We start from the raw sequence: 18,378 nt of genomic DNA on the forward strand, positions 1-18,378 counted from the left end.
CTTTCCCACGCCTGTTATATTCAGTTTACGATATAACATCGTTTATTTTGGTGTATCAGCGGGATAACCGCATTTATTATAATAATTGATTATAGCACATCGGCAGACCGATGTCAATAGCGAAACTCCGAAGTTTCGGGAAATTCTTATAGTAAACGGCTGTATTTTACCAGCCGAACATAAGTGTGTTCAGGTCATCATCGGAATAATAGGGCTTGCCCTCAGTGAGTTCCTGCATCACCTGTAAGTTCCAGATATTATTTTCTTCCACCAGATCATTGAGAGCCGCTTTGTAGGCAGAATGATCTGCGAACATGATATCAACAGAACCTTCATCAGCGTGTGCGCTCATAAGGTCGTCCACTGCACCGAAATCATAGCTTTCAAGATACAGCCCGCTGTGAACGTAGTAGTTATCTTCCATTGAAGTACACTGCGGCACGAACGGCACATCTTCATCGACAGTCCTTCCCGACATGAAAAGGTCATCATTCAGCATGAAGAATTTGTGCATCGGGTAGTAATCCATATCAGTTTCGGTGGTATTCTCATCCCACGTAACATCGAGCCAGTAGTATTCGCCGTCTGCCTTGACATAGTTCCATGCGTGACGCTCTCCGCCTGCAACACCGCAGACCATTCCGCAGTCAAAACCCAGCTTTCTGCCCACAAGACTGAATGCTTCGGCATAGCCTTCGCAGACTGCTTTATGTTCCACCAGACAACCGTAGGAAGAACCTGCAAAGCCCATATCATCCACATCTGCCTGTGCTGCTTCATGATCGTAGTCACAGATCTCTATCAGCTTATCGTGCAGAAGCATCAGCTTTTCAAAGTCATCACTGCCCGAAGCCGCATATTCTGCGGCTTCTTCGGCTTTGCTGTCAAGTTCTGCCGCCATTTTCGCAAGTTCAGCTTCACCTACATCATTGATGCTGTCACATTCAAGGGTGGTGGACTTATAGTCGGTCGATACCGTCATATTGCCTGTCCAGAATACCTCAGGGCAGTCAAAACGCACATGATCGACGGCATACTGCACCATATCCATGCTGACAACGCCGTCAAACGAAACTTTTTTACTTCCTGCCGCAAGTTCGCGGTACACCTCTTCACAGACCTGTTCCTGAGTGTACTTTGTATTTTCGGCGGCGTGCTGTTCCATCTTTTCATCGACTTTCTCGCTGAAAGACTCCTTTATCTCTTCGATCCCGCAGCCGCCCAGACACATCACCAGTGCAAGCATAAGCGCTATCTTCTTTTTCATTTCTGCTCCTCCTTGTTGTCTTTTTGTTCTTACGTATGATATTTTTTCTCTGAGTGTATTTTTCCTGTCTTGCAAAAAATCACCGATCGATCATATACCGATCGGTGATTATTTTACACATTCTTATTTTGTGAAAGTGCTTTTCTTATTCCTGATCGTCAGGTTCAGCGTCATCTTCCAGCACTTCGGCTTTTTCTTCCTCCTGTGCCTTGCGGATATCTTCTTCGCTTGCCTTTTCGACTTCGGCTATCTCGGCATTATCGTCATGTTCGGTACGTGTGAAGGTCACTACCTTATTGTCGCCCGTGACTTTCATCAGTCTTACGCCCCTTGAATATCTGCCCATCATGCTGATATCGCAGGCTCTCAGTCTGATAACTATGCCATCGGAGGATATCATGATTATATCATCGTCCTCGTCAACGACCTTTATGCCGCAGACATCACCGTTTTTGTAGTTGAGCACGCCGCTGCCGCCCCTGTGACGGACAGGATAGCTTTCAAGTTCGACCCTTCTGCCCAGACCTGTTTCGCTGACTGTCAGCACCGATGCGCCCTCACGTATCCTTGCCATAGAAACTACGTAGTCATCACCGCGCAGTTTTATAGCCCTTACGCCGTGAGCAGTTCTTGACATTACTCTCACATCGTTCTCGCTTATGCGTATAGCCATGCCGTTATGTGTAGCTATCAGCAGTTCGTTATTGCCTTCTGTCAGTCTTACGCCTGCTATCTCATCGCCATCATCAAGACCTATCGCTATCAGACCGCGCTTGCGCACGTTCTTGTAAGCCGAAAGGGGAGTCCTCTTTATCTTGCCGCGCTTTGTCACCATGACGATATACTTGTCATCGTCAAAGTCCTCGACCTTTATCATCGCCGCGATAAGGTTATCATCACTGAGTTCCAGCAGGTTCTTGATATTCACACCTCTTGAAGCCTTTGAACCTTCGGGAAGTTCGTAGCACTTCATCTTGTACGCCTGACCCTTTGTAGTGATGAACAGTATATTATCATGGGAGGAGCATACCGACATTTCGGTAACGCAGTCGTCCTCGCGCTGTTTCATGCCCGTAACGCCCTTGCCGCCGCGATTTTGCGCCTTATATACGCTTATGGGCATACGCTTGATATATCCCACATTGGTATAAGTTACCACGCTTTCTTCAACAGGGATAAGGTCTTCGATGTCAACTTCGCCGCTGACATTTTCTATCTGAGTTCTTCTCTCATCGCCGTACTTTTCCTGTATGGCTTCGACTTCTTCGATGATTATATCGAGAACTCTCTGGTGGTTTGCGAGTATATCTTCGTAGTCGGCTACCTTAGCGGTTATCTCTTCCAACTCGTCCAATATCTTCTGGCGTTCCATACCTGTCAGGCGACCCAGTGTCATCTGTGCGATATGTTCAGCCTGAATGTCAGACAGACCGAAACGTGTCATCAGGCGCTGTTTACCTTCGGGGATATTTTTCGAGGTCTTCATTATCTCGATGACTTCATCGATATTATCCAGTGCGATAACAAGACCCTGCAAGATATGTTCGCGCTCTTTAGCCTTCTTCAGGTCAAACTCTGTTCTTCTGCGGATAACATCTACCTGGAAGTCGATATACTCCTGAAGTATCTGCTTAAGGGTAAGCACCTTCGGCACGCCTTTTACCAGTGCCAGCAGTATAACGCCAACGCTGTCCTGAAGCTGGGTAAGTGTGAACAGCTTGTTCAGCACCACCTGTGCATTGGCATCTTTTTTCAGTTCGATGACTATGCGCATACCATCTCTGCCTGTTTCATCGCGCAGATCGTGTATGCCGTCTATCCTCTTATCCTTTACAAGACCTGCTATCGACTCCACAAGTCTTGCCTTGTTGACCATGTAAGGTATTTCGGTGACGATTATGCAGTTTCTGCCCTTTATCTCTTCGATAGAGGTCTTTGAGCGGAGTATGATCTTGCCCCTGCCTGTGCCGTAAGCCGCTCTTATGCCGCTTCTGCCCATGATGATGCCGCCTGTCGGGAAATCGGGTCCCTTGATAGCCTGCATCAGTTCATCAAGTGTGCAGTCGGGGTTCTGCATAACTATCTTCATGCCCTCGATGACCTCATGGAGGTTATGGGGCGGGATATTTGTTGCCATACCAACGGCGATACCTACCGAACCGTTACAGAGTATATTCGGGAAGCGCGACGGCAGAACTACAGGTTCCTGCAATCTGTCATCGTAGTTGGGCTGGAAATCAACTGTATCTTTCTTGATGTCGGTCAGCATATTGAGGGACATCTTAGCCATTCTCGCCTCAGTATAACGGTAAGCCGCAGGCGGGTCGCCGTCCACTGAACCGAAGTTGCCGTGACCGTCTACCAGCGGGTATCTCAGCGAGAAACTCTGTGCCAGTCTTACCAGTGCATCGTAAACGGAAGCGTCACCATGCGGGTGATAACGACCCAGCACCGAACCGACGGTATCGGCGCACTTACGGTAAGCCTGATCGGGTGTCAGACCGTTTTCGTGCATCGTATATAAAATTCTTCTGTGAACAGGTTTAAGTCCATCTCTTACATCAGGCAAAGCTCTCGAAACGATGACTGCCATCGAATACTGTAAGAAAGACTCTTTCATTATGTGTTCGACGTCCTGATCTATAAGATTATATTCGTCCACTTTAACAACTCCTTTTTTTATCTTCGGTCGCTCGCAAGCTCGCTGCCGTTTGCGGGGATCTTACTTTCGTTTACGAAAACTGCACAGTGCGGTCAAACACTTTTAGAACACAGCATTCCGCATCAGCGGTTTTTTCTGCCTGCACAGCTGTTCTCCGACCGACGATAGTTTTATTATATCAGATCATATTTTTTTCTTAAAATACATGACTAAGAAGAACACGCCCAACGCTGTGATAAGAAGATACATCAGTGCCCACTCTATCCGCGAACTTGTGGTATCTATGACATAATATGTCAGTGTGATGTTTTCTTCCGAAAAATCGCCGCAGACCTGTTCCAAATAGCCGAAAGCATCATTGTCTATGGTCATAAGTCTTCCTTCCAGCTTGATCTTTGCGGTATCATCGTTCACAGCACTGTCAAACTCTGCCATTTTATACTTACTTCTCAGTTTGGCTGAGAATATGATGCCGTCGCCGCCGTATTCGTCATACATCGCATAAAGCTGACTTTTCGCGGGAAGCGGTATTATGCCGTTTATGTAAGTCTGCATCTCGGCGTAATTGCCGATGGGGACTTCGCAGGTATAGGTGACCACCTTATCTCTCGGCAGTTCGCCGCCCTCTTCAAGTACCTTGTTGAGGTCAACAGTCCTGCCAAGCAGTATGTAACTCGCATCAAAAGCGAACATGACAATGCCTGTCACCGTAAAGAACAGACCGATCAGAAGACCGACTTTGCTTTTCTTTCTCATGGTCAGCCTTTTATTTCGTAGTCCTCACCGAGAACTTCTTTCAGCTTGTTTCTCAGAAGTGTCTGGTCATTTTCTTCGATGACACGTTTTGAAAGCACGTAGATAGTTTCTTTTCTGAGGATTATTATGAACAGCCTTGCATTCTCGATGATGTTCAGCGAGATATCCTCGAACCTGACAACTCTCGGCTTTACCGGCACAAAGTCCTCAGCCGCCTTTTCCTCTTCGGTGAAAACTGTTTCTATCTTGAAGCAGTCATCATAAAGCGAAAATCTGTACTTGTCATCTTCCAGCGATTTCAGCGCCCTCATAAGATATTTCTTGACGCGGAAGGTATTAAACCATGTGGTGAATATCATCACAAGGCTGACAAAGCAAAGCACCCAGTTCACATAACCTGAGGGGTTTTTGATTATCGACACCGCGAACATCACCGCGACTATCGTAAAAAGCCCTGTCACCACAAAATTGCGCTTGTAAACATACTTTTGCTGGAAGATGGTGAATGCTTCCTCTTCCTCTTCATTTTTCACGTTGTATTCAAAGCTGGTTATGGGTATGCCTGTGGGCATGAACTCCTTTTCGGTGTTATCGCCCGATGCTTTGTTTACATCTTCAAGTTCTATGTTATTATTAGAAATATCTATCTCCATCAAGTCTGCTCCTTAATCGGCTTTACTTCGTTCAACAACAAATGTCAAACGTCCAGATTTCTGACATACTCCGCATTTTTCTCTATAAATTCCTTACGCGGACCTACCTTGTCGCCCATCAGTATAGTAAATATCTCGTCCGCCTTTACAGCGTCCTCCATAGTCACCTTAATCATCGTTCTTCTTTCGGGGTCCATAGTAGTTTCCCAGAGCTGTTCGGGGTCCATCTCACCAAGACCCTTGTATCTCTGCACTGCAACTTTCAGCTTGCCGCCTTCCGAAAGTTCAGCTATATATTTATCTCTCTCTTCATCAGTGAAAGCGTATCTGACTTTCTTAGCCCTTTCTACCTTGAAAAGGGGCGGCTGAGCCAGATAAACATGTTCCTGCTCGATGAGGGGGCGCATAAATCTGAAGAAGAATGTCAGAAGCAGTGTTCTGATATGCGAGCCGTCCACATCGGCATCCGCCATGATTATGACTTTGCCGTATCTCAGCTTGCTTATATCGAAATCCTCACCTATCGAAGTGCCCAGCGCAGTTACGACAGGCATCAGCTTATCGTTGCCGTACACCTTGTCGATACGCGCTTTTTCGACATTGAGCATCTTGCCCCAGAGGGGGAGTATTGCCTGATAGCGTCTGTCACGACCCTCTTTTGCAGAACCGCCCGCCGAGTCACCCTCGACGATGTAGATCTCTGTCATGGTCATATCTCTTTCAGAGCAGTCAGCCAGTTTGCCCGGCAGTGAAGCGCTTTCAAGCACCGACTTTCTTCTTGTCAGTTCTCTTGCCCTTTTAGCGGCTTCTCTAGCCTTTTGTGCCTGTAACGACTTATCGAAAATAGCCTTAGCCACCGCAGGATTTTCCTCAAGGTAGTTTCTCAGCTTTTCTTTGAGCATCTTATCGACGAAAGGTCTTACTTCGGGGTTGCCCAGTCTGCCTTTTGTCTGACCCTCAAACTCGCAGTTTGTCAGCTTGACTGAAACTATGGCAGTCAGACCCTCGCGGCAGTCCTCGCCCATCAGCGCATCGTCATTATCTTTTATCAGGTTATGCGCCTTGCCGTACTCATTGAGTATCTTTGTCAGCGCACTCTTGAATGCCATTTCATGTGAACCGCCGTCGGGCGTATGGATATTATTGGCAAACGAGAGGATTATCTCGTTATAGGTATCGTTATACTGCAAAGCTATCTCAGCGAACATATCGTCCTCAACGCCGTTGATGTAGATAACGTCCTCAGACAGCGGCTCAACGCCTCTTGTCTTGTGGATATGTTCAACGAACTGGCGTATACCGCCCTCATAGTGCAGTGTTTCTGTGACGGGCTTTTCGGCATTTCTCAGGTCAGAGAAGATTATCTTTATGCCTGCATTCAGGAAAGCCTGTTCTCTCAGCCTTTTCAGCAGCACTTCATAATCGAAAGTGGTAGTTTCCTGAAAGATGAGCGGGTCGGGCTTGAACTTTACCTCAGTACCCGTCTTGTCGGTATCACCGATGACTTTCATAGCCTCGCTGTACTGACCTCTGTCAAAACGCTGGAAATGAACATGCGAACCGTCATAGACAGTCAGTTCAAGATATTCGGACAGCGCGTTTACTACCGAAGCGCCAACGCCGTGAAGACCGCCTGCGACCTTATATCCGCCGCCGCCGCCGAACTTACCGCCTGCGTGCAGTACGGTATAAACGACAGTAGCCGCTGAAATGCCCTCTTTCGGGTGGATACCGGTAGGTATTCCGCGTCCGTTATCAACGACCCTGATAACATCGCCCGGCAGGATATCCACGATTATCTCGGTGCAGTATCCCGCCAGCGCCTCGTCAATGGCATTATCAACTATCTCGTAAACCAGGTGGTGCAGACCTTTCGGACCTGTCGAACCGATGTACATGCCGGGTCTTACCCTTACAGGTTCAAGACCTTCCAGCACCTCTATCTGATTTTCGTCGTAGTTGTTGCTTTTGTCGATCTGCGAGATAGACTCAGTATCTTCGATCTCGACTTCCTTGATCTCCTTGATATTATCGTTATCCAAAATTCAATACCTCCGACTTTTATAATTCATAATTCATAATTCATAATTCATAATTATTCGCTGAATAATATTCATTACGTATCATAAATTATCGGCTTTATATCTTTTCAGCAGTGTAGCACAGCTAAGCTGGCTTATATAGACTCTTTCTTCAAGCGTTTTATCATCAAAGCACACCACAAAACTCTTGGGAAGTTCATACGTGCAGTATGTGACACGCTTGTTTTTCTCTGCCGCCGCAAGAAAATCTCTTGTCAGTGCAGAAGTTGAACTGTTTTCTATATCGAAAATGCCGACTATATTGCGGCTGTTTATCATGTAGTCGTTGCCGATATGAAGATACATCAGTACACCTCATTTTGCAAATATTGCCACCAGAAAACCTGTACCGCATATCAGTGTCGTCCAGAAATTAAAACCAAAGATCATTGTTGATGGGATATATAGGACCAATACTAAGATAATTATAAATATGCGCGGCAGATAGTCCCAGAAAGGATTGTAAAAGAACGTATATTTCTGCTCTTTCTTCGGCTTTTTTACAACATTTGGCTGCTGCATCAGAAGTTCGTTGTTTACAGGTTTTTTAAGACTCAGCTTTTCTTCTTTAGCGAATATCTCAGCTACCGCATTCTTTGAGTCATTTTCATCTATCAGACCCGAACAGAACGGGCATTCCGCATACTTATCCGACGGGTACATATGATGTTTTTCACATCTTTTCCAATCCATATCTGCACCTGCTTATCTGTAAAGATCCCAGAAATGCGGGTCTTTCCATCTGTCTCTATCAGGAAGATCATGCAATTTGTCACCTATCATCGAAAAGAGAAAACTCAGCCCGCTCGTACCCTCATCGAGCCACTGTTTGAAATTCTCCCATCTGGTATTTATGTGGAGTTCACGGTTATTTGCCTGTTTGCGGGCATTTCTCTCTGCCATCAATTTTGCGGAATTTTCCTCGAATTTTATGCAGTAGGGGCAAGTCTTGTGCAGGTGTGCGGGATACATATGACCGTTTTTGCAGGTCACGATCTCGATCTCATTTTCTTTCATATCATTTTGCTCTCTTTCTTGTTATTCTGTCTGTCTTTTTATTATCTGACCCTTTTCGATATTGAAGATCTTACCGTGAGAACTTTCATCGAAGGGTATATTCATATCACAGCAGGTGATGAACACCTGCATATCGTGTATCTTTGATATTACAAAGCGCTGTCTTGACGGGTCAAGTTCACTCAGCACATCGTCTAAGAGTATCACAGGGAAATCGTCTATCTCGTCATTCAGTATATACGCCTGTGACAGCTTCATTATCAGCGCCGCCGAACGGTGCTGACCCTGTGAAGCATCTTCCCTGACGGGTCTTCCGTTTATTTTGCATATCAGGTCATCGCGGTGTACGCCTTTTTGTGTGAAGCCTGCCCGCAGGTCATCGGAGATGTTGTTTTTCAGCACCTCGAAGTACCTGTCTTTCAGTTCGCCTGTATATTCTGTGGCTTTATCCAGCATCTCGCTGTCATACACAGTGGAATAATAGCTTATATCCAGCTTTTCACTGCCGCCCGAGATCTCTTCATAGAGCATCTGAGCATAAGCCGACAGTTTTTTCGTGTAATTGTAGCGGTGCAGTGAGATGAAAGCACCCATCTGCGCCAGCTGAACGTCCCACATTTCAAGTTCGTCTTTGCCCGCTTTGCCGTAGTTTATATTTTTCAGCAGCAGGTTGCGCCTTTCTATCAGTGCTTCGTACTTGTAGGTGACGGCGCTGTAGGAGTTTTTTATCTGCGCCACCGAAAGGTCGATGAACTGCCGTCTGTTATCGGGCGAACCCTTTGACAGTTCGAGGTCTTCGGGCGTGAATATCACGCAGTTCAGCCCGCCGAACAGTTTTGAGGGCGCTTTCAGCTTCACCCCGTTCAGGGTGACATTTTTTTCTTTGATATTGGGCTTTGCCATTGCAAAGGCTATCTCCTGTTCGCGGAAGCTGTTTTTAAATCTCAGCCCGATATTCATGACCTGTTCGTCATCGCCTATCATACGCCTGTCTTTGGTGCTTCTGAAACTTCTCGCGCCGCTGCACAGCCATATCGCTTCTATCAGATTAGTCTTGCCCTGAGCGTTGCGCCCGCAGAAAATATTTATCTTTTCGTGCGGCTTTATGCTTATGCCTTTAAGGTTTTTAAAGCCGTTTACGGAAAGTTCGGTTATAAACATTATTTTACGACCAGCTCGGTCTTTATCTCATCTATCTGCACCTTATCGCCTGCGCGTATTTTTTTGCCGCGCATAGTGCATATCTCGCCGTTTACTTTGATCCTCTCTTCAAGGATTATCTCCTTGCCGATGCCGCCTGTTTCGACTATGCCCGCGAATTTAAGCAGCTGATCCAGCTTTATGAACTCAGAGGTTATTTTTACCTCACGCTGTTTGTAAGTCATATGCTATCCTTTCGTGATATCATTCTCTCGGCAGGCGGACAGGAAGTACCAGATATGTATACTTTTCGCCCTCACATGGAACTATCTTCATTGCCAGCAGGCTGCCGCCCATCATCAGTTTTACCTTTTCGTCATCTATAACCTTGAGAGGTTCAAGCAGATATTTGCACTTGAAGCCTATCTCAATGACAGGACCTGTCACATCGGCAGCTATCTCATCGGATATCTTGCCCAGTGCGGCTACGCAGTTGAGTTTTACGTGGTCATTATCGAAATAGCACCTTACAGGTGACGGTGAACGGTCATTTATCAGCAGCATCGCCCTTTCAAGGGTGGATATGAGTGCTTTTCTGTCAACTACGACATCAGTATTTGAACTGTTCGGTATAGCCGACTTGTAGGGGTGGAAATCGCCCTCCAGCAGTCTTGAATATACCACATAGCCGCCTATATCGAAGATTATATGCTTTCTTGACGGGTGTATGTAAACAGTATCGTCCTCATTGTCGCTCAGAAGGCTCTGTATCTCTGAAAGTGACTTTGAGGGTACAACGAACTTGATAGGTTCATTGAATTTAACAGGTTCATAGCGCACAGCCATTCTGTAGCCGTCTATAGCTACCATAGTCAGGGTATTGTTCTCGATATCAAAAAGTTCGCCCTTAAGTATGGGCTTATCATCGGTCATAGCCACAGCGAACTTTGTCTGTGCTATCATATTTTTCAGCACAGGCTGGGCTATCGGTATCTGAGTTTCGCTGTCCTTTTCGGGAAGTTCGGGATAATCTGCCGCAGTAGCCGCGAACATATTGAAGGTCGTCTTTGTAGCACTGCCCGATATGGTCACCTGATAGCTTTCGGAAACATCTATCAGCAGTTCTTCGGTATCCATCTTCTTTATCATCTCGGCAAACAGTCTTGCATTCATGATACAGCTTCCCTTATCATCACTTCTTACAGGGATAGCTGTTCTGATACCCATTTCGAGGTTATAGCCTGTCAGTTCAAGAAGAGAATCAGCAAGACTGAATCTTATGCCCTCCAGTGACGGCAGAGTAGATCTCTCGGATACCGCCTTTGACACGTTGACTATCGCATCATAGAGCGATGTTTTGGAACAGATAAATCTCATATTATCAATCCTTTCAATATCGATCCTTTTTCACGGCAGATTTTTTTTCAACACTGTGAAAAAGAAAGTTTGCGTTTTTTTCTGCAAAACAAAACAGAACATAACATTTATTTTTAGTATTAGTATTAGGGGGTGTTGAAATTGTTGCAAACGGATGAAAGCTATTTTTTAACGGCTTTCAGGCGGCATCGTTTTTCAACATGGGACTGTGGAAAGAATTTTGAAAGATCTTGGCAAGTTGAATTGTTTAAAACTTGTTGGTTGAAAACGAAAAACTTGTGCAAAAAATGTTGAATAACTTCCTTTGATGAAATTTTTCAACTTTCAGCCTTTGAAAACAAAAATCTTGCTGTGTGGAAATGTTTGAAAATCTGACAGAAATTTTCCTCTGCCCCCGAAACACTCGCAAAGTTCTCAACAACAAAATTGTTGAAAACTCTGTTGAAAATGTTGAGAACTCCCGTAATTTTTAATATGTTAAGCGCAAATAAGCAACTGTGAGGTGCATTTTTTCGGTTTATCAACATTCTACAACAAATATCATTTCTCTTTAAGATTTTTGATAATGTCGTCAACAGTTTCTTTCATTTCCTTATTCGACTTCAGCAGCTTTGCCACATCGCGGTAATGTATGGTCATGGTAGAATGGTTCTTATTGAGTGCATCACCTATCTGTGTGTAGGTCATGCCCTTTACCTCTTTAAGTACATATATAGCTATCTTTCTGGCTATGGAGATATTTGAGTGCCTGTGATTGGACTTTATATCTTCGGGCGTAACATCAAATGCGTTCGCCACCTCGCCTATTATCCTGTCAACGGTTATCTCGGAGGGCTGATTGGATATGATTATCTCCTTGATAACGCGCTGTGCCATTGAAACAGACGGTGATTCATTAGTATATACAGTAAGAGCCTTTATCTTTTTTACAGTTCCTTCCAGCTGACGAATATTAGTCTTCAGCTTCTCTGCGATCAGTCTTACCACATTGTCTGACAGTTTCAGACCCAGCAGTTCCGCCTTGCGGTTGATTATCGCCATTCTTGTTTCAAAATCAGGCGGCTGTACATCAGCCTGCACGCCCAGACTGAGTCTGGTGGCGATCCTGTCCTGAAGTTTTGTTATATTAGAAGGAAGCACATCGGATGTAAGTACGATCTGCTTGCCTGCATTATATAAGTCGTTGAAGGTATGGAAGAACTCGTCCTGCATTCTTTCCTTGCCCGCGATGATCTGTATATCATCGACCAGCAGTATATCAGCATTCCTGTACTTCTCATGAAAATCCACAGTTTCTTTGAGTTCCAGCGCCCTTACCAGTTCATTGATGAACGCTTCGCCCGTAGTGTAGATTATTTTCATTTCGGGGTGATTCTTGTTTACCTCATGTTCGATAGCTTTCATAAGGTGGGTCTTGCCCAGACCCGAATCACCGTAGATTATCAGCGGGTTGAAGACCTTGTTGGGGTCGATATCCCCTGTGCTGTGCTTGTCCTTATCATACTTCTCGGCAACAGCTTTGCAGAAAGCATAAGCCAGATCGTTAGAACTGCCCTTTACGAAATTTTCAAAAGTAAGGCTGTCTTTGGCTTCATCAGAAAAATCAGCGGGCTGTTCGCCTAAACTGAGTTCTTCCTTCTCTTCCTCACTGTCATCGCCCGATATCATTATCTCCACCTTTACAGGGAAGCCCATGACTTCTTCAAACGCCTTAGTCAGGGTCTTGCCGAAAGTGTTTGTAGCGGTGCTTTTGATAAAATCGTTTTTAGCCAGCAGGAAAGCCACGCCGTTCTCAGCATCGAATTTGTAGGGCTTTAACGGCTGTATCCACATTCTGTAGCCGCCCTCACTTATCCTCTCCTGAGGGTTAACATCACTCCCCGTCAGTCTAAAGCAGTATTTCAGTACCTCTTCAAATACATCATTGAAAGAGTCCATCAAGCCTATTACCTCCTTAAAATTACAAGCCGCAGGTGCATCAGGGCGCACCCCGACCGACCTTGCACCAAAGCGGTACAAAGCGGGTCATATTTTTTCATCATATATATTTTAAATTTACATATATTACCAAATCTACAAATGGGCGCAAATATATAATTTATTATATCACATTCCCTTAAAAATTGCAATACCCCTATATATATAATAGTAGTGTTATAAGAGAGGGATTTTTTCGGGGAATAGCGGGGCATTTCGGACAAAAAAACAGGTTATTAATAAAAATTTTACTTTATTAACGGTCAGCTGAGGTGCATGAAAGGGGCGAAGGGGATATGTTACGTTAAAAGAGTTAAATAGAGTTTAAAATTATATAAAATAAATGTGAACCGACTTGACAAACTATATGTAAGTAAGGTATAATGTTATATTACAAGGGCTATGTCTACAAGACAGGTTTATGGAATTTTTTTCGGGCGTTTTTTGGCGGTGTGTCCTGTTAAGGGTACAGTAAAAAAATCGCGCGGATTCGTCAAAGGAGAGTGAAATAGAATGAAAAGAACATATCAGCCTAAGAAGCTCCAGAGGAAAAAGGTCCACGGCTTCAGAAAGAGAATGGCTACTGCCAACGGCAGAAAGGTTCTTGCCCGCAGAAGAGCAAGGGGCAGAGCAAGACTTACCTACTAAGCAAAGTAAAGTGATGACCTATACCGAGCAAATAAGTCTTACCTATCTTGCCCGGTATCAGGTCTTTATCTTTTTATGGGTAAATTAATTGTTTTGATGAATTAATATTTATTTTATATAGTGGGGACTAAAATATGCTTTTCACGCAAGTCATAAAGGATAACAAAGCATTCCAGAGATGCTACCGAAGCGGCAGATTTGCTGTATGCGGCTATGTGTGCGCGTATTTTTATCCGAACGGCACAGCTTACAACAGGCTGGGCATAACGGCAGGCAAAAAGCTGGGAAATGCGGTCTGCCGCAACAGGGTCAAGCGGATAGTCAGGGCGGCGTACAGGCTTTGCGAAAGCGAGATGCCTATAGGGTATGATATAGTTTTCGTGGGGCGAAATGACGCAGCTGAGAGGACATCTGCGGAAATCGAGAGTTTTATCAGGGGCAGGCTGATCGGTGAGATCGGCAAAGCTGCGCTGAACGGGGCTTTCGACAAGGCTAAGAAAAAAGGTAAGGGAAAATAGATGTCACCGCTCGCATGGATCGCAAGGCTGCCCATAAAGTTTTACAGGAAATTCATAAGCCCGGTGCTTCCGCCGCAGTGCAAGTATTATCCGAGTTGTTCGTGCTATGCGCTGAACGCTTATGAGAAACACGGTTTCTTTAAAGGAACGCTGCTGACGGTCTGGCGGCTGCTGAGGTGCAACCCGTGGTCGCGGGGCGGGGTGGACTATGTGCCCGATAAGGTGACTATCGACTATTTTCGGGTAAAAAAGAACAGCGAGTAGGTTATAATGTAAGGTGCTGCCGTGAAGATCGGCGGATCATTGGTAAAGTATCCCGATATTGCTTTTATGCACTAAAGTGCTGATGACACTTATTTTGCTTATCGGGAGTTAAAAGTAAGGTAAAATGAATTAAAAGAAAAGAGGAAGAAAATTGTTCGATCTTATTGCTATCCCGTTGGGATGGATAATGAAGGGCTGTTACTATGTATTTAAGAATTACGGTATAGCCCTGCTGGTATTCACGTTCCTGACAAGGCTCATCATGTTCCCGCTGAATGTAAATCAGCAGAAGAGCATGGCGAAAAACACGATGCTGAAACCTAAGCTGGACGAGCTTGAAAGAAAATACGGCAAGAACAAGCAGAAATTGCAGGAAGAGCAGATGGCGCTGTACAATGAAACGGGTGTTAACCCGATGGCAAGCTGTCTGCCGATGATAGTGATGATGCTGATACTGTTTGCGATGATACCCGTTATCTACGGTCCGCTGACATATGTTTCCAGTCTTGATAAAGACGATGTAAAGGCTTCAAACAGGCTGATAAAGCAGTTACATATAGTAAGTGCTGAGGTAGAGAGCAATGACACCACCCTCGAAAAGCTGATAGCAGGCTATGAGGAAGACGGTAAAGACCCGTATGCAGAACTTGAGACCCTCTTAAAGGACGAAGAGAAGTATCCGAAATCTGCCAAGAGTTTCAAGAAAGAAGAGGGCATGAGCAACGTTATGGAGGCTATCAAGCTGCATAACGATATCGACAAATTCATACTCAATGACAAATATTTTGCACAGAACCTCATTGAGAGCAGACCCGAACTTATGACTTTTGTGTTCGCACAGGACAAGTCTTCGGGTGATTATTCCGATGTTCTGGGCATTGTTTCTGGCGAACTGAAAGAGTTCTCCGAAGATTTCCACTATGATTTTCTCGGCATTTATCTGGGTACCACACCATCGTGGAAGGAAAACAAGGTAAGCTGCCTTGTGCCTGTACTCAGCTTTTTGCTGCAATTGCTGGTAACTGTAGTATCACAGCATTTCCAGAAGAAGAACAACCCCGATATGGCTAAGATGACAGGTCAGAATGCGTTCATACTGTACTTTATGCCGCTGTTCTCACTGTGGCTGACATTCAAGTATCCTATCGGTCTGGGTATCTACTGGTGCTTCTCTTCACTGTTCAGCCTGATACAGACTGTTATACTGAACAAGGTGTATACTCCCGAATATGTGGCTGAACTGGTACAGAAAGATCTCGCAAAGCAGAAGGCGAGCGGCAAGCAGACCCTTATGCAGAAGATGGCTGACGCTCAGCTGGTGGCAGCGGGCAAGGATCCTGCTGAGATAAGAAAGCAGGCGGGCGGCGATGATTACGAAGAGCCGAAAAAGAAGAGCAAGAATGAGATAAAGCAGGAACAGCGCAGGAAGATCAACGAAGCGAGAAAGTGTGCTGCTGAGGAAATGGAAGATGACGAGCAGGATCTTACCGAAGAACAGCGCGAAAAGCTGCGTCTGGCAAGGGAAAAAATGGCAAGAAAATACGGTAACTGATGAATTTCACAGGAAAAAGCCTGATGAGATATATTTTACGAGAGGAGAGTTTGACTTATGAAGCAGGAATTTACTGCTCCCACAGTGGAGGAGGCAAAGGCTCTGGCAGTGCAGGAGTTTGGTGTGGATGAGGACAAGATCACATTCACAGTAGTAGAAGAGCCTAAGAAGTCCCTTTTCGGTAAAGTAAAGGGCGATGCAAGGGTAGAAGCTGAGTATACCGAAACTAAGACTGATATAACAGTTAAGTACATCAAGCGTGTACTGACAGGAATGGGTGTTGAGAATGTCACCATTGATGTGACCGAGATCGAGAATGGCATATCGCTGGAGATAAACGGCGATGGTTTTGCGGAGATGATCGGTGCTAAGGGCGAACTGCTGGATTCTTTACAATATCTGGCTTCGCTGGTATGCAACAAGGTTGACAGAGAGTATTTCAGGATCACCACAGATTCCAACGGTTTCCGCGAGAGAAGAAAGAAACAGCTGGAAGAACTGGCTGCAAAGATCGCAAACAATGTTAAGAGAAGCGGCAGGTCATCTGCGCTTGAACCTATGAACCCCTACGAAAGACGCATAATACATGCGGCTGTATCCGAGATAGAGGGTGTTACCTCACAGTCTAAGGGCGAAGAGCCTTACAGAAAGGTAATAATCAGTTCAACCAACCCAAGACGCGGCGGCGGAAGAGATTTCAAGCGCGGCGGCAAGGGCGGCAACAGAAGAAACGGCAACGGCGGAAGAAAGGGCGGCAGACGTCCTCAGAGCACCGGCTTTGATTTCACCACAAGTTTCGAGAAGGAGTATAAGAAGCCTAAGCCCGAAGATTCTATGCTGGGTTCGGGACTTTATTCCAAGATAGATATCTGATAATATTCAAAACTGCCAAGGTTTTTACTTCGGCAGTTTTTTATTTTTAGTGAGGAATATTTTCGGAGCGGATATTGAACAAAGATAGTGCTGTGATGTTGAGAATTCATCAATGCGGAGAGGTTTTCAGCTTATGCTTTCATATTTGATAATAAGAAACTAATGGCTCAAAAGCCGTCTGTGTGCGTTGTGGGGCAGAATTTCTGCTGAGAAATGTTCTGATTATCAACATAATTTGTGTGTGAATGTTGAAAAATAGGCTTAGTGGAGAGAGTTTTTTTGTAAACTGTTATTCCGGACGGAAAAATGACCGATGAGATTTTTCATCGGTCATTTTTTGCCTTAATTATCAACAAATTTATTTCGGGATAGTTGAAAATTCGGAGGGGTATCACGCTGTTGCCCAGTCCTCTGCTGACATACATGGTGGTATCACCGCTTTTATATTCGCCTGCGGTATATTTCGGTAGAAATCCCTGATCGGGGGCGATTATGCCGCCGATAAAGGGAAGTCTGAATTGTCCGCCGTGGGCATGACCTGTTATTATCAGGTCGGGGGAGGAGAGGATATATTCTTCTTCTAAGTACTGGGGTTCGTGGGCGAGGACTATGTGTAGGTCGGCGGGGGCGATATCGGCAGACAGTTTGGCGAGAGTGCCGTTATAAAGGCTCGCATCGTCAAGACCTGTCATGGATATGCCGTCGGCAAGGGTGACTGTTTCATCTTTTAAGAAAGTAACGCCCGCATCGGTGATGCCGCTGTACAGCTTTTGCTGTTCGTCATCATCGAGCCACATTTCGTGGTTGCCTGTGATGTAGTAACAGGGGGCTATCTTTGCCGCGCCCTCACAAAATTCTATCGCCGCATCGAGGTCAGTGTGACTGCTGTCAGCGATGTCGCCCGTTATCACGATGATGTCGGGGTGCTGTGCGGATATCTTTTCAAGCAGGCGGCTGTTGTGACTGCCGAAAACGGCGTTGTGCAGGTCGGATATCTGCACTATGCGCATACCGTCAGCCGAAGAGGGAACTTTAGGACTAGTATAGGTGTATTCGCTCACCTGAAGCCAATTGTTCTGAAACCAGCAAAAAATGCCCAGCAGAAGTATCACTATTACAAAAATGATGACTTTCTTTTTGGTGAATTCAGGTCTTCTTATTATCTCCAAAGCAGTCACCTCACAGCATGGGCGCAAAAATGCGCAGTATTACCGAACAGAAACGGCTTGCAAAGCTGAGGTTTCGCAGGTCTTCGTAGGTTATGCGGTGGCACTTGTTGTTGAAGAGGTCGATAAAATCAGCCTTGATGTCGGGTATGCAGGCGGTGTCCTGCATGAAACAGGCGTCCTCAAAATGAAGGTAAAGCGAACGGTAGTCAAAATTTATCGTGCCGACAACTGCGCGCTTGTCATCTGAAAGGCAGGTCTTGGCATGGATAAAGCCGGGTACGTACTCGTAAACTTTGACCCCCATGTTGAGCAGTTCAAGATAATATGAGCGTGTAAGACACTGAATGTACCATTTATCGGGGATATGGGGGGTGACTATGCGAACATCGACACCCGATTTAGCCGCAAGTTCAAGGGCGCAGAG

19 protein-coding genes are annotated in these 18,378 nt (G+C 45.4%); 5 read left to right on the forward strand and 14 right to left on the reverse strand.

The window, feature by feature from the left end; all coding sequences use genetic code 11:
* Window positions 1–166: 166 nt before the first annotated feature.
* The 12 genes from CUS_RS04330 to dnaA form a co-directional block, all read right to left on the reverse strand.
* Window positions 167–1,267 carry a transglutaminase domain-containing protein gene (locus tag CUS_RS04330; protein ID WP_002847730.1) on the reverse strand — a complete coding sequence of 367 codons (1,101 nt, stop codon included), beginning with the start codon at window positions 1,265–1,267 and terminating at the stop codon, window positions 167–169.
* Window positions 1,268–1,412: 145 nt separating this feature from the next.
* Window positions 1,413–3,929, reverse strand: a complete 2,517-nt coding sequence (gene gyrA / locus CUS_RS04335) for a DNA gyrase subunit A (protein WP_002847724.1) — start codon at window positions 3,927–3,929, stop codon at window positions 1,413–1,415.
* A gap of 183 nt (window positions 3,930–4,112) precedes the next feature.
* Window positions 4,113–4,685, reverse strand: coding sequence for a hypothetical protein (locus CUS_RS04340; RefSeq protein WP_002847737.1), 573 nt, complete (start codon window positions 4,683–4,685; stop codon window positions 4,113–4,115).
* A 2-nt stretch (window positions 4,686–4,687) separates the two neighbouring features.
* Window positions 4,688–5,338 (reverse strand): hypothetical protein, encoded by a 651-nt coding sequence (locus CUS_RS04345; protein ID WP_002847739.1) that lies wholly within the window; start codon window positions 5,336–5,338, stop codon window positions 4,688–4,690.
* 44 nt (window positions 5,339–5,382) lie between these two features.
* Window positions 5,383–7,380 (reverse strand): DNA topoisomerase (ATP-hydrolyzing) subunit B, encoded by a 1,998-nt coding sequence (gene gyrB / locus CUS_RS04350; protein ID WP_002847750.1) that lies wholly within the window; start codon window positions 7,378–7,380, stop codon window positions 5,383–5,385.
* Between the two features lie 81 nt (window positions 7,381–7,461).
* Window positions 7,462–7,725 (reverse strand): extracellular matrix regulator RemB, encoded by a 264-nt coding sequence (gene remB, locus CUS_RS04355; protein WP_002847736.1) that lies wholly within the window; start codon window positions 7,723–7,725, stop codon window positions 7,462–7,464.
* 9 nt (window positions 7,726–7,734) lie between these two features.
* Window positions 7,735–8,112 carry a hypothetical protein gene (locus CUS_RS04360; RefSeq protein ID WP_002847751.1) on the reverse strand — a complete coding sequence of 126 codons (378 nt, stop codon included), beginning with the start codon at window positions 8,110–8,112 and terminating at the stop codon, window positions 7,735–7,737.
* A 12-nt stretch (window positions 8,113–8,124) separates the two neighbouring features.
* A complete protein-coding gene (locus CUS_RS04365; RefSeq protein WP_002847735.1) occupies window positions 8,125–8,436 on the reverse strand; it encodes a hypothetical protein in 312 nt (103 codons plus the stop codon).
* Between the two features lie 21 nt (window positions 8,437–8,457).
* Entirely contained in the window at window positions 8,458–9,597 is a 1,140-nt protein-coding gene (recF, locus tag CUS_RS04370; protein ID WP_002847744.1) for a DNA replication/repair protein RecF, read from the reverse strand.
* Window positions 9,597–9,821, reverse strand: a complete 225-nt coding sequence (locus CUS_RS04375) for an RNA-binding S4 domain-containing protein (RefSeq protein WP_002847743.1) — start codon at window positions 9,819–9,821, stop codon at window positions 9,597–9,599. The genes recF and CUS_RS04375 overlap by 1 nt, the downstream gene beginning before the upstream one ends.
* Before the next feature lie 19 nt (window positions 9,822–9,840).
* Entirely contained in the window at window positions 9,841–10,953 is a 1,113-nt protein-coding gene (gene dnaN / locus CUS_RS04380; protein WP_002847721.1) for a DNA polymerase III subunit beta, read from the reverse strand.
* Between the two features lie 540 nt (window positions 10,954–11,493).
* Window positions 11,494–12,891: a chromosomal replication initiator protein DnaA gene (gene dnaA, locus CUS_RS04385; protein WP_002847745.1), complete on the reverse strand. Its 1,398-nt coding sequence runs from the start codon at window positions 12,889–12,891 to the stop codon at window positions 11,494–11,496.
* Between the two features lie 552 nt (window positions 12,892–13,443).
* Here dnaA and rpmH point away from each other — a divergent pair.
* From rpmH to jag, 5 genes are all read left to right on the forward strand, one after another.
* Window positions 13,444–13,578 (forward strand): 50S ribosomal protein L34, encoded by a 135-nt coding sequence (gene rpmH, locus CUS_RS04390; RefSeq protein WP_002847741.1) that lies wholly within the window; start codon window positions 13,444–13,446, stop codon window positions 13,576–13,578.
* Between the two features lie 134 nt (window positions 13,579–13,712).
* A complete protein-coding gene (gene rnpA, locus CUS_RS04395) occupies window positions 13,713–14,096 on the forward strand; it encodes a ribonuclease P protein component (RefSeq protein WP_002847729.1) in 384 nt (127 codons plus the stop codon).
* Window positions 14,097–14,360: a membrane protein insertion efficiency factor YidD gene (yidD, locus tag CUS_RS04400; RefSeq protein ID WP_002847727.1), complete on the forward strand. Its 264-nt coding sequence runs from the start codon at window positions 14,097–14,099 to the stop codon at window positions 14,358–14,360.
* A gap of 151 nt (window positions 14,361–14,511) precedes the next feature.
* A complete protein-coding gene (gene yidC / locus CUS_RS04405; RefSeq protein ID WP_002847722.1) occupies window positions 14,512–15,912 on the forward strand; it encodes a membrane protein insertase YidC in 1,401 nt (466 codons plus the stop codon).
* Between the two features lie 57 nt (window positions 15,913–15,969).
* The gene (jag, locus tag CUS_RS04410) at window positions 15,970–16,785 is read left to right on the forward strand and encodes an RNA-binding cell elongation regulator Jag/EloR (protein ID WP_002847728.1); all 816 of its coding nucleotides are present in this window, start codon (window positions 15,970–15,972) and stop codon (window positions 16,783–16,785) included.
* A 323-nt stretch (window positions 16,786–17,108) separates the two neighbouring features.
* On the opposite strand, the gene CUS_RS04415 is transcribed toward jag, so the two are convergent.
* Together CUS_RS04415 and CUS_RS04420 are read right to left on the reverse strand one after the other, a co-directional pair.
* A complete protein-coding gene (locus tag CUS_RS04415) occupies window positions 17,109–17,954 on the reverse strand; it encodes a metallophosphoesterase (protein ID WP_002847747.1) in 846 nt (281 codons plus the stop codon).
* Between the two features lie 10 nt (window positions 17,955–17,964).
* The coding region (locus CUS_RS04420; RefSeq protein WP_002847740.1) for a phospholipase D-like domain-containing protein at window positions 17,965–18,378 on the reverse strand (414 nt) is incomplete at its 5' end.

It is taken from the genome of Hominimerdicola alba 8, assembly GCF_000178155.2.
Taxonomy (GTDB): domain Bacteria; phylum Bacillota; class Clostridia; order Oscillospirales; family Ruminococcaceae; genus Hominimerdicola; species Hominimerdicola alba_C.